6 protein-coding genes and 1 pseudogene are annotated in these 13,372 nt (G+C 38.3%); 6 read left to right on the top strand and 1 reads right to left on the bottom strand.

The window, feature by feature from the left end; translation table 11 throughout:
• Window positions 1–221, bottom strand: a 221-nt coding sequence (locus tag DWW23_RS25865) for a carboxypeptidase-like regulatory domain-containing protein (protein WP_147382652.1), incomplete at its 3' end; no start/stop codon positions are given.
• 598 nt (window positions 222–819) lie between these two features.
• Between DWW23_RS25865 and DWW23_RS25860 the strand changes: the two are divergent.
• The 6 genes and pseudogenes from DWW23_RS25860 to DWW23_RS25835 form a co-directional block, all read left to right on the top strand.
• A pseudogene (locus tag DWW23_RS25860) lies at window positions 820–3,744 on the top strand (SusC/RagA family TonB-linked outer membrane protein); the annotation flags it as partial.
• Window positions 3,745–3,773: 29 nt separating this feature from the next.
• The gene (locus DWW23_RS25855; protein WP_122357343.1) at window positions 3,774–5,369 is read left to right on the top strand and encodes a RagB/SusD family nutrient uptake outer membrane protein; all 1,596 of its coding nucleotides are present in this window, start codon (window positions 3,774–3,776) and stop codon (window positions 5,367–5,369) included.
• A gap of 279 nt (window positions 5,370–5,648) precedes the next feature.
• Window positions 5,649–6,794: an ATP-binding protein gene (locus DWW23_RS25850; RefSeq protein WP_122357342.1), complete on the top strand. Its 1,146-nt coding sequence runs from the start codon at window positions 5,649–5,651 to the stop codon at window positions 6,792–6,794.
• A gap of 197 nt (window positions 6,795–6,991) precedes the next feature.
• Window positions 6,992–10,012 carry a TonB-dependent receptor gene (locus tag DWW23_RS25845; RefSeq protein WP_122357341.1) on the top strand — a complete coding sequence of 1,007 codons (3,021 nt, stop codon included), beginning with the start codon at window positions 6,992–6,994 and terminating at the stop codon, window positions 10,010–10,012.
• 28 nt (window positions 10,013–10,040) lie between these two features.
• Window positions 10,041–11,693 (top strand): RagB/SusD family nutrient uptake outer membrane protein, encoded by a 1,653-nt coding sequence (locus DWW23_RS25840; protein WP_122357344.1) that lies wholly within the window; start codon window positions 10,041–10,043, stop codon window positions 11,691–11,693.
• A 192-nt stretch (window positions 11,694–11,885) separates the two neighbouring features.
• A complete protein-coding gene (locus DWW23_RS25835; RefSeq protein WP_122357340.1) occupies window positions 11,886–13,097 on the top strand; it encodes an ATP-binding protein in 1,212 nt (403 codons plus the stop codon).
• Window positions 13,098–13,372 lie beyond the last annotated feature (275 nt).

Below are 13,372 nucleotides of genomic sequence, written 5' to 3'. Positions count from 1 at the left end.
GAAACTACCAGAGTCTTTGCAGAACTTGGTACATCCAAAGAGAACGCACCATCAAAATCAGTAACTGTGCCGACCATTGTACCTTTAACAACAATCGATGCACCAATGATTGGCTCATTATCATCCGCCGAAATAACAGTACCTGTTACTTTCGTCGTCTGAGCAGTCGCCAATCCAATGCCTAAAAACAGGCAAAACAGAAGATAAGTCAACTTCTTCATAGACACACTTTTTTATTTAACTATAAGATAACTAATTTGTACTATATTATATAGAATTCGCCTAAAACCTATTATAAAACATATCAGAGAAGCCGCAAATGTAATAATAAATTTATTATAACACTAAAAAAGTAACAGGAATTTACCAAAAACAGACTGTTAATTAACAAAGTAGCATGAAAAATGGCACTTTGAAGAGAAATTTCTCGTTTTTATTTTCACATTTCATCTAAATAGACGTTTTAAAATTACCTATTTTTAACCAGGCCATTTTCACATTTAGACTAAGATTTATTTGGCCTGAAAAGTGACAGGTTCCATTTGGGTAGAAAAAGTAATCTTATTTTTTATTCATAAGTTCGTTTAGAGATGGTTTGATGAAATCTAATGTGTTTCTATAAAAACAGAGAAGATTGTTTATGTGTGAAAAAATGTATCTAACAAGACATAATAAAATCTCTTTATCAGGAGTGTTTCATACTATTATGAATTATATATTAGTTGGATAGAAAAGTATAAAAAAGATACCGATATATCTTTTAGATAATTAATATTAAGTCTTCTTCCCTTGATTTTACATTCGTGTAAGAGGTATTCGCCGAGTTCTGCAAAGACTCTGATTGTATCATACGTAGGTATGGAAACTCAAGAGCTCTCTGTCTCTCCTGTGGTTCATATCAAATTAAAATCTGATACTCAAAATCTTGACGAAGTTGTCGTTGTAGGGTATGGAACTCAACGCAAAAAAGACGTAACAAGCTCTATTGCGAAAGTTGGAGGAGAAACCCTCAGTAACCTGGTGGCATCCTCATTTGATACCCAGTTGGCAGGACGTGCCGCCGGGGTTCAAGTAACCACTCCTAGCGGGGTACTTGGTGCCGGGCCTCAGTTTAAAGTTCGTGGTATGAGTACCATCAGCTCCAGCTCTCAGCCTCTGTTCATCGTAGATGGTATGCCTATTGCTACCGGAGACAATGGAGATGGTAAAACAGGTTTGGGACAGTTGTATGCATCATTCAATGCCATGTCGGATATAAATCCGAACGACATTGAATCTGTTGAAATATTGAAAGACGGTGCTGCTACAGCTATTTATGGTTCGCGTGCTGCCAATGGCGTTGTTTTGATCACTACCAAAAAAGGAACAAAAGGACGTGCTAAAGTGACCTATGACGGATATGTAAGTGCAGCCAGTGCTGCTAAATTACATGATCTTTTGGGTGCAAAAGATTTTGTCATGATTGCTAATGAAAAATTAGAGAACTGGGAAGAGAAAGGACAAGCGGTTTATAATGCTTCAGATCCTGATACAAAGTGGAACGATTATATCTTCCAGACCGGTTTCCAGCATAATCACAACGTTGCAGCCAGCGGTGGTACAGATAAAAGTCAGTATTATGTATCTTTCGGGTTTACAGAGCAGGAAGGTATTGTTCGTTCAAATGATATGAATCGTCTGACTTTGAAAGCCGATTTGACCCAGCAGGCAACAAAATGGTTACGTATTGGTTTGAATGGCCAGATGAGCCGCACAAAATTGAATGGTATATCAAATTCGGAGAACTCACTGGGTGGTGTAGGTTTTGCCGGAGTTCGTATGCTTCCGAATGTGGCCGTTTTCGATCCGACTGATCCGACCGGATATAATATCGATAAGGAAAGCCGCAAAACATTGGGACGTGGTAATAACCTTTCTTATATTGATAATGGTATTCAAAACATTGTCTGGGCATTGGATAATAATGTAAACCGCTCTACCAATACACGTGTCATCGGTGGTGGTTGGGCTGAAATCACTATTATGGACGGACTTACACTGAAAACTCAGGGAGGTCTCGATATCTCTAATGTAAAAGACTTTATGTATTGGGACTCTGAATCAGGTGACGGTTACGGACGTAAAGGTTTGCTTGAAGAAGTAAACACAACGTATGAAAACTGGAACTGGCAGAATATCCTGAATTTTAATCGTTCATTTAATGATGTGCATAATTTAAGCGCAACAGCTGTTCAGGAATACACTCACAGTGAGTATGAATATACAGATGCTGCCGTTCAGCAGTTGTCTGACAGGTTCTTTACAGACCATATTATCTCCAATACTTTTGGTATAAAAGATATCGGCGGATACAAAACATTTAACGGACTTGCTTCTTATATGTTCCGCGCAAACTATAATTATGATAGTAAATATTATGCGGGTGCATCTATCCGTTACGACGGATTATCCAGCTTACCGGAAGATACTCGTTGGGGAACATTCTGGGGAGCTTCCGTTGCATGGCGTTTATCTCGTGAGAATTTCTGGAAAGACGCTCAGGTGAACGAATGGTTCAACGATTTGCGTATCCGTGCTAGCTACGCTACATTAGGTAATTCCGATCTGGGAAATAACTTCCCATACCTGGGAACTTATGGTGCAAAACTATACGGCTCACAATCCGGTGTAGCCTGGAACCGTATGGGTAATAACAACCTGAAATGGGAAACGACTGAAACGTTTGACTTGGGTCTGGATGGTTCTTTCTTCAACAACCGCCTGACATTCGAATTGGCTTATTGGCAAAAGAATTCAAAAGACCTTGTATTGGAAGTTCCGACTCCTCCGACAATGGGTATTCCTTACAACTCATATTATGATAATATCGGTAAAATCAAAAACTCCGGATTTGAGTTGACCGTAAGCGGTACAGTTATCTCAACGAAAGACTGGAACTGGCGTTCTGAGTTGAACTTCTCTACTGTAAAAAATACTGTTAAGTCATTGTATGGTGGAACGGATATCATTGATAATTATACAATTATCCGTGAAGGTGAATCTTATCGTTCACTATACGGATACGACTATTACGGTGTCAATATGGAAAACGGTAACCCTATCTGGAGAAAAGCGGATGGCAGCCTGGTGCAGTTCGATACATTCGGTTCGTATGATTATGTCGAATATGATCCGTCCAACCCTAAAGACGTGTCAAAATCATCCTCTTTGGGATCCAGCGACCGTAAAATCTTAGGTTCTTCTATGCCTACTTGGTATGGCGGATGGAACAATACGATCACCTATAAAGATTTCGATTTGAATATATTCCTTCGTTTCTCTGGTGGTAATAAAATCATGAACGCCTCTCGCCAGAGTGCTTTGATGAATATGGAATTTGCTAATAATGGTAAGGAAATTTTGGGCAGATGGGTATCTCCTACAGAAACGGGTGATGGTATGACTCCAAGAATCGGTTACAATGACCAGTCTGTCTTGTTCAATGACGGCTTCACCGATTCTCACTTCGTTGAAAAAGGAAATTACCTGAAACTGTCCAACCTGGCTTTGGGATATACTTTGCCGAAATCTGTTTTATCGGCAATAAACATAACCAAGATCCGTGTGTATGCACAGGCTCAGAACTTATTCACTATCACAGGATACTCAGGTTTGGATCCGGAAACTAACACTCGTTTGGGCGTAGACTGGAATGGTATGCCTCAGCAGCGTTCGTTTACTTTTGGAGCAAATGTCACATTCTAAGAATATAAATCAGTAGAAAAATTACAATTATGCTAAATAGAAAACTATATAAAAATATATCAGTTGTAGCATTAGGCGCAGCCTTAATTTCGCTACCCTTATTCACTGCTTGCGAAAGCGATGTGGTGGATCTGTCTCCGGTTGATAAATTCTCCGATTTGACAGCTTACGGTACTCCGGCACGATGCGAGTTATCTATGATCGGTGCTTATGATGCTGCCCAGTGTGGTATGTATATCAATTCTGACAATGGTTGGCAGCGTGGTTATCCATTCGGGGCTGCCAGTATACAACAAGGAGAAATGAGAGGTGAAGATATGAACCTGACGGCCGTATTTTACGATTACACCTATTCAGCGACCTACAATTTATCTACAGCGAATAATGTCGCTATGTGGGAAACCTCTTTTGAGGCTATAAACCGTTACAATACAGTGTATGCAGGTCAGGAATATGCCGGTAGCAATGGCATACTCGATGAAGCGACAGCCAATCAATATAAAGGCGAATGTCTGTTTTTACGTGCCTTGACATACCATAATTTAATGATTCATTATGCACTTCCTTACAATGTGGATGGGAATAATAATTATGGTATGCCTCTGTATACTACGGCAATTAATACACCGGAAGCTATTCAGGAAGCATTACAGATTGGCCGTTCGACAGTTGCCGAAACATATGCGCAAATCCTTAAAGATCTGGATGATGCAGAACAATTATTGCCGGATGTTATCACAGCGGGCAAAATATCCCGCGCGTCCAAAGGGGCAGCTATCGCTTTAAAGACCCGTGTTTATCTACATATGCGGGATTGGGCTAAAGTTATTGAAGAAGCTGAAAAACTGGAAGGCGGACGTTTCCAACTGGAAACAGATCCGGTTACTCCATTTACTTCAAGTGCCGATAACAAAGAATCTGTTTTCTCGATCGAAAATAGTACGGAAGACAATCCGGATGTCAACGGTTCTTTAGGTCAGATGATGTCGGGTCGTAATGGAGGACGTGCTATTATAACTTCATCTCCTACCGTTTATAACTCCAAATACTGGACAAAAGACGACAAGCGTCGTAACTTGCTACTATACCGTGAATCTGATAAATATTATTACTGTGATAAATATCAGGATCCTACTTCTCAGGATGCATGGGCCCCGATTCTCCGTTATTCAGAAGTGCTTCTGAATGAGGCTGAAGCTGCAGCACGTAGCAACAATAAGACGTTAGCTCTTGAAAAGTTGAATGAAGTGCGCGACAGATCATTGGCAAATCCTGCACAGGAAAGTTATAAGGCTTCGGATTTCGCTGATACCAAAGCACTGTTAGAAGCTATTCTTTGGGAACGTCGTATTGAATTTCATGGTGAAGGCCGTCGTTGGGAAGATATTCATCGTCTTGCAAATGATGATCTATTCCCTTCCGGTGGTATCCCTGCTAAAATTGAATACAACAACAGCAAGGGTGTAGGTGCATTCGTTGTAAACGGAGAGGTTAAATCTGAATGGTATAGTTCCAGCAAAAAGTTTATTCCTTATACTGATAAACGTTTTATCTGGCCTATTCCGTTAAACGATATTTTAAGAAATCCGACTTTATCGAAGCAGCAAAATGCAGGTTGGGAGTAAATCTCATATTGACAAGAAGATATTTTTTTGGGTCTTTACGCATTAAATAGATATGTTAAAAAATATTAGTCGCCAGGGTATTTTCATTTACCCGGTATATTAATCCGATTTACCCGGTAAGGTAGTGACAAATTGATAATTAGAAAAAAAGGTGTCCGGGTAAATATTTTAACGTAAAAAGATGGATGTAACCAACAAATTTGAAATCGATTGATTTCAAATTTGTTGGTTACATCTGTTTTAATTACCTTTGTTTCAATCGAAAAATAGATAAAAGTTATGAATACTCCTTTTGTGTATGGCCGCATAGCCGACAAAGATAATTTTACAGACAGGGTACAAGAGGTTAAGTTGCTTACCCAAAATTTCAATGGCTTGGTTAATACCGTCATTATTTCTCCACGCCGTTGGGGAAAAACTTCTTTGGTAAGTAAGACGGCACAAATTCTTCAAAGTTCAAGTAGGGATTTTATTATTTGTCAGGTGGATATATTTAACTGCCGGACAGAAGAAGAATTTTATGTTGCTTTTGCCAATGCATTGCTAAAAGTTTCAACCTCTGCCTGGGAAGAATTTGTATCCGGTGTAAAAAAATATTTAGGAAAAATGGCTCCGCTTATTTCAGTATCAGACAGTAGTCAAACCTATGAGTTTTCATTCGGAATAAGTTTTAAGGATAATAAGATGGGATATGATGAAATATTGGATTTACCGCAAGTCATAGCGAATGATACCGGGAAAAAAATCATTGTCTGTATCGATGAATTCCAAAATATCAATGAATACGAAGATTCTTTGGCTTTCCAACGTAAACTGCGCGCTCATTGGCAGAAACAAACTTCTGTCTGTTATTGTCTTTACGGGAGTAAACGGCATATGTTACTGGATATTTTTAATGACTATAGCATGCCATTCTATAAATTCGGGGATATTTTATTTCTTCACAAGATAGGAAGGGAAGATTGGATTTCATTTATTTCCAGTCGCTTTTCCGATACCGGAAAAGAAATTTCAAAAGAATTATGTAATCAAATAGCAGCCAGGGTAAAAGATCATCCATATTATGTTCAGCAGTTAAGCCAACAAGTTTGGTTACGTACAGAAAAAAAGTGTACCGACAGTATTCTCGATGAAGCATTCTTAAGTCTGACTGGTCAGTTAAGCCTTCTGTTTGCCAATATAATAGACACATTAACATCCAAGCAAATTAATTTTCTATTGGCGGTAGCAGATGGTGTCACAAATTTCTCGTCGAAAGATGTTCTTACAAAATATAAACTGGGAACTTCTGCAAATATAAAAAATCTAAGAAAGGCGACTTTGGAAAAAGATTTAATAGACATTCTACCCGGAAATATAACCGAACTTCAGGATCCTGTTTTTGAATATTGGATAAAAAATATTTATACTGGTTCACTACGATAAACACCCCACTTTAGGTAGAATTTGAGTATGTAAATTAGCTACTCAAATTCTACTGTCTTTTTTCAGTACAAATTATCATAAGTTAGATTTCAATCGATATAAAAAATAATCCATTAGTTTAAGCTATTTGGATAGGGTATTTATTGGATTTACAGAGATTTACGCATAAATTATAATGTGCTGATTATCAATATATTATGCACAAACGTAGTTCTGCAAAGACTCTGGTAATTTCATATGTAGGTATGGAAACCCAAGAATTGGCAATTAAGCCTAAAATGCGGGTACTACTGGAGTCCAGTTCACAGGCTTTGGAAGAAGTAATGGTCGTAGCTTACGGTACGGCAAAGAAATCAGCGTTCACAGGATCTGCATCTACAATGAAAGCAGAAAAGATTGCAGAACGCCAGGTTGCAAACGTTACAAATGCTTTGGCTGGTCAGGTAGCCGGTGTACAGGGTGTGAGTGCAAACGGACAACCGGGAAAAGCAGCTACTATCCGTATCCGTGGTATTGGTTCTATGAGTTCTAGCAGTTCTCCTTTATATGTAGTTGACGGCGTTCCTTATGATGGTGATATTGCAGCGATCAACCCGAACGATATCGAATCGATGAGTGTACTGAAAGATGCTTCTGCCAGTGCAATCTACGGAGCACGTGGTGCAAATGGTGTTGTATTGATTACAACTAAAAAAGGTACTGCCAGAGAAGCAGTGGTAACTGTCGATGCAAAATGGGGTAGCAATTCACGTGCCGTACCTCAATATAATGTAATGAAAGACCCTGCCATGTATTATGAAACAGCATACAAGGCTCTGTATAACAGCAAAGCTTATGCCGGAGGAAGTGCTGCGGATGCTCGTGCTTATGCATTGAAGAATATTTTCTCTTCAGACAATGGTGGAGTAGGATATCAGGTTTATACTACTCCTAACGGAGAAGATTTTATCGGTACAGACGGTCGTATCAATCCTAATGCAACATTAGGTTACAGTGATGGTTCTTATTATTATACACCGGATGACTGGTATGATAATACTTTTAATAAAGGAAATTTACGTCAGGAATATAACGCAACAGTATCAGGTGCTTCTGAAAAGATCAATTATTATTTCTCTTTAGGTTATCTGGATGATGCAGGTATTATTTCCGGTTCAGGTTTTACTCGTTATACAGGCCGTTCAAAAGTAGACTACCAGGCAAAGAGCTGGTTGAAGATTGGTGCAAATATGGCTTATACATATTATGACAGTAAGGCTCCGGATGCTCAGGACAAATGGGGTTCATCTGGTAACCTTTTCTATATTACCGACCTGATTGCTCCGGTTTATCCGATCTATGTAAGAAATAATGACGGCAGCATAAAGGTGGATAACCGCGGTTATACTGTTTATGACTTTGGTAACTCTACAGGTCAGGTTCGTCCTTTCATGCCTATGGCTAATCCGGGCGTAACTTTGGAACTGGATAAATTCCATGCATATACAGATGTCTTGAATACTAAATTTTACGCAATCGTTGATTTGTATAAAGGCTTGCAGTTTACAGCAAATGTCGGTGTAAACTCAAGTAACCAGAGAAGTTCTATCCTGAACAATCCTTTTTATGGTGGAGCTGTTGGTTCTGAAGGTTATGTAAATGTTAAGAATGAAAGAAATATCGGTTTGAACCAGCAATATTTGCTTACTTATAAGCAAAGTTTCGGTTCACATAATATCGACGCATTGGTAGGTTATGAATCTTATAATCTGAAAATCCAGAAAATGGAAGGTTCAAACAAAAAACTTTATAACCCGTTCATTGGTGAACTTAGCAATGCTATCCAAACACCTCCGACTGTTAGTTCCTCTACGGATACTTATTCTACACTCGGTATTCTGGCTCGTGTTCAGTATGACTATGATGGAAAGTATTTTGCTTCTGCTTCTTATCGTCGCGATGCTTCTTCACGTTTCCACCCGGATCACCGTTGGGGTAACTTCGGTAGTGTTGGTGCTGCGTGGTTGATGAACAAGGAAGAGTTCTTCAAGGATCTGGATGCTACATGGATCGACTTGTTGAAGATAAAAGCCAGTTACGGTGTACAAGGTAATGACAACTTGTTGCTTACAGATGGTATTACTCCTAACTATTATGCTTATTTAGATCAGTATACTGTATCTAACAGTGCTGGTGATTTTGCAACATCATTTACTTACAAAGGTAATAAGGATATAACCTGGGAAACTTCATATAGTTTTAATGCCGGTCTTGAATTTACCTTGTTCAAAGAAAGATTGAGCGGTAGTTTCGAATATTTCAGCCGTAAGACAGTCGATTTGCTTTACAACCAGCCGGTGCCTATTTCATTAGGTTATTCAACGATCCCGATGAATGTTGGTTCTATGAGAAATGCAGGTGTTGAATTAGATTTGAATGCTGATATTATCAGAACGAAAGATTTAACATGGTCATTCAATCTGAACATGACTCATTATAAGAACAAGATTCTTGATCTGGCAGAGACAGCAAAGAATAATGGCGGTATTAAGAGTTCTGTAACTATCCGTAATGTCGGAGGTTCTTTGTATAACGCATATTTGGTTAAAGATGCAGGCGTTGATCCTGAAACAGGTAAGGCTTTATATTATGTAGATCCGGATAATGGAGACATGACTACTACTGATGATTTCAGTGCTGCCAAGCAATCAGATTTAGGTTCTACTTTGCCTAAGATATACGGAGGTTTCGGTACTTCTGTTCAATATCGCGGATTTGACGTTTCTGTAGGATTGTCTTATCAATTGGGTGGTAAAGTGTATGACTATTCTTACCAACAGTTGATGCACAGTGGTGAGGCAAATACAGCAGGTACTAACTGGCACAAAGATATTTTGAATGCATGGAGTGAAACCAATAAAGGCAGCAATATCCCTCGTATCAGCAGTGCAGATAAGAGAAATCAGGATTTGTCTTCGCGATTCCTTCAGAGTTCTAACTATTTGAGCTTGAATAGCGTGATGGTTGGATATACATTCCCGAAAAAATGGACAACTAAATTTATGGTAAATAACTTGCGTATCTTCTTCTCTGGAGATAACGTGGCACTTATCGCTTCCAGAAAAGGTCTTGATGCTCGCCAGAACTTAGGTGTTGCATACTTCGGTAATGATGATGCCGTAGGTGCAAAATATTCTGCACTCCGTAGTTTGTCAGGAGGTATCAGTGTTACATTCTAATTTATTGTAAACAAAAAAGATGAAGATTATGAAATTTATAAATAAATCATGGATATTAATTCCGGGACTGGTTTTGGCAACTGCCTCTTGTACAGATCTGGATACACAACCCGAAGGCGGAAATTCTACTTCTGACCAGAAACAGGAAATAGCGGAAGCAATTCCCGAACGTGTAGCAGCCGATTTGAGCGGTATGTACTTTTCAATCGGTAAACAGTATTGTGTGTATGGTGAAGATAATCCACGTGATGACGACTTCGGTTATCCGGCAGCTTGTTTGTCGCTGGATTTGAATGGAGCGGACATGGTGAGTGATGCCAGTGGATATAACTGGTTCTCCGTTGCCAGTGAATATGCGGATAGAATATATAATTATGCAAATCCGAATATGCGTTGGGCTATGATTTACAACCAGATTAAAATGGCTAACGATATTATCGCCACTATCCCGGAAGATAATACGGATAAAACACTTAATTACTATAAGGCACAAGCTATCGCAACCCGTGCATTTGATTATCTGACACTGGTTCAGCAGTATCAGTTCACTTATAAAGGAAATGAAAGTAAGCCGGCTGTTCCGATTGTAACAGATAAGGTAGAAGGTGATCTGTTGAATAATCCGCGTGCATCTGTTCAAGAAGTATATGACTTGATCATGGACGACCTGAATACAGCAATTCCTTTGTTGGAAGGATACAACAGAAAGTCTAAAAACGAGATCGATCAGAATGTGGCTTATGGACTTCGCGCTCGTGCAAATCTGGTTATGCAAAACTGGGCTGCTGCTTATGAAGATGCAACAAATGCATTAGGCGGATATACACCTTATAGCCGTGATGAAGTAAGCAAACCGGGGTTCGTTGATTCTAATGACCATAACTGGATGTGGGCATTGATTCTGACTCCGACCAATATGCCGGATGCTTATCCTTCATGGCCTTCTGTGATTTCTTCTTTCTCTGGTGATTCATATTCTTGTGGTGTTGGATGTTATAAAATGATCAATACGCTGCTTTATACGAAGATACCGGATACGGATGTAAGAAAAGGATGGTGGGTAGATGAAAAACTGGATTCTCCGAACCTGAAAAATGTATCTTGGAGAGGCTACGATGGACAACCTATCGGACCGTTGGTAGTTCCTGATGTAAAAATGGCATATCTTCCTTATACAAACGTTAAGTTTGGTGCTTATCAGGGTATTTTGGGGAATAACATCAATGCCGGTGACTGGTGTATGATGCGTGCAGAAGAAATGATCCTGATCCAGGCTGAAGCCAAAGCTATGAGCGGAGATCTCGGTGGTGGAAAACGTATTCTGGAAGATTTCGTAAAGAATTATCGTGATCCGTCTTATACAAGCAAAGCTACTTCTGCTACAGGATTCCAGGATGAAGTATGGATGCAGCGCCGTGTTGAATTGTGGGGAGAAGGATTTGCTTTATTTGATATCCTACGTCTTCAGAAAAATGTTGTTCGTTTCAACAATCGTGTCGAGAGTAACTTCCCGGATGGATTCAAATTTAATTTGGCTGCCAACAACGGTTGGTTGCTGATGCGTATCCCGCGTAATGAAATTAATGCAAACAACGGTATTTCGGAATCAGACAATAATAATGAAGGTACATTACCACAGAGTGGTGAAGGTGCAGGTCTGACTGATGGAGTTGTTGACTAATTAGAATTTGCAATATTATAGAAAAGAAGGTGTCCTCCGGGATGCCTTCTTTTTTTGTTCGCCCAAGCATGTTCCCCCTACTCAGTGAAGGATATCAGATAACCAAATAACTTTAATTACAAGTAGTATCTATTTCTTATAAGAAATAAAAGCACTATATTTGCTTTTGGTTTTACTTATAAGTAATAAAAAATGAAAACTCCGGAGTTCTATAATAGAGATTTATATCTTGATCGTATCAAACCATTTGTCAATACACAGATGATAAAAGTTCTGACCGGCCAACGTCGTGTTGGAAAAAGTTTTCTTCTTTTCCAATTAATGGATTATATACGCATCTCATACCCGCTTTCGGATATAATCTATATTAATAAAGAATTGTTTGAATTCGACAGCTTAAAAGACTATGCAGATCTGATAAATTATGTAACACAGAAACGTAATGATCCGAACAATAAATGTTTTTTGTTTATTGATGAGGTACAGGATATTGCGAGTTTTGAGAAAGCACTGCGACATTTCTTTGCAGAAGGAAGTTATGATATATATTGTACTGGAAGTAATGCTAATATGCTTTCAAGTGAATTGGCAACCTATTTAAGCGGTCGGTACATCGAATTTAAAATATATAGTTTGACTTATAAAGAGTTCTTACTGTTTCATAAGTTGGAAGATAGTTCCGATTCTTTCACTAAGTTTTATAAGTTTGGAGGTTTACCCTATTTAATAAATCTACCTTTTAATGAATTATTGGTTTCGGATTATTTACGAAGTATTTATGACACAATTATACTTAAGGATGTAGTAAATAGATATAATATAAGGAATGTCAGACAGTTGCAGGATTTAACAATATATTTGGCTGATACGATTGGTAATTTGTTTTCAGCCAATAAAATAAGTGAATACCTTAAATCTCAACGTGTCGATTTGCCTCCTAAAACCATATTAGAATACTTGAATTATCTGAATAATGCTTACTTTGTAAAAAGGTTACGTCCGTCGGATATCCAGGGAAAACGTCAGTTTCAAATCGGAGAAAAATATTATTTTGAAGATTTGGGGATTCGACATGCGATCCGTCCTTTCAGAGCAAACGATATAGCACAAGTATTAGAGAATATTGTATGCCATCATCTTCTTGTCAATGGCTACACTTTATCGGTAGGAAGGGATGGAGATAAAGAAATAGACTTTGTTGGTGTGAAAGATGGAGAAAAAATATATATACAAGTTGCCTACTCTGTAATGGATCCTAAAACTTATGAGCGTGAATTTGGAAACCTCTTAGCAATAAAGGACAATTATCCTAAGATGGTTATTACAATGGATGAAATAGAGGGGATTTCACATGAAGGAATAAAACAGATCCCGATCCGCAAATTTTTGATGGAATTCAAATAACTTTCCCACTTTGTTAAACAGTTAGAAAACCTTGTATATCGGGTAGAATTTGAGTGTTTATATTTTAATATCAAATTCTACCCGATTTATTATATCTAATTTCAATAGTATATCAATTCGCTGATAATCAACACGAAAATACACTTTCAGTTTAATAATAAATCTCTAACAAATGTATTTTCCATATTAATAAACAAATAATATATAAATACATAACATGCTATTAATCAATAATTTAATAGCTCGCGTAGTTCTGCAAAGACTCTGGTAGTTTC

Origin of the sequence: Parabacteroides sp. AF14-59 (genome assembly GCF_003479515.1) — a bacterium.
GTDB lineage: Bacteria > Bacteroidota > Bacteroidia > Bacteroidales > Tannerellaceae > Parabacteroides > Parabacteroides faecis.
The sequence above is the reverse complement of the archived record's forward strand: the minus strand, read 5'-3'. Positions and strand labels throughout refer to the sequence as shown.

Excerpts from the sequence above, each read along its gene's own strand:
- DWW23_RS25855 (WP_122357343.1), top strand. The coding sequence starts at position 3,774 with ATGCTAAATAGAAAACTATATAAAAATATATCAGTTGTAGCATTAGGC.
- DWW23_RS25850 (WP_122357342.1), top strand. The coding sequence starts at position 5,649 with ATGAATACTCCTTTTGTGTATGGCCGCATAGCCGACAAAGATAATTTT.
- DWW23_RS25845 (WP_122357341.1), top strand. The coding sequence starts at position 6,992 with ATGCACAAACGTAGTTCTGCAAAGACTCTGGTAATTTCATATGTAGGT.
- DWW23_RS25840 (WP_122357344.1), top strand. The coding sequence starts at position 10,041 with ATGAAATTTATAAATAAATCATGGATATTAATTCCGGGACTGGTTTTG.
- DWW23_RS25835 (WP_122357340.1), top strand. The coding sequence starts at position 11,886 with ATGAAAACTCCGGAGTTCTATAATAGAGATTTATATCTTGATCGTATC.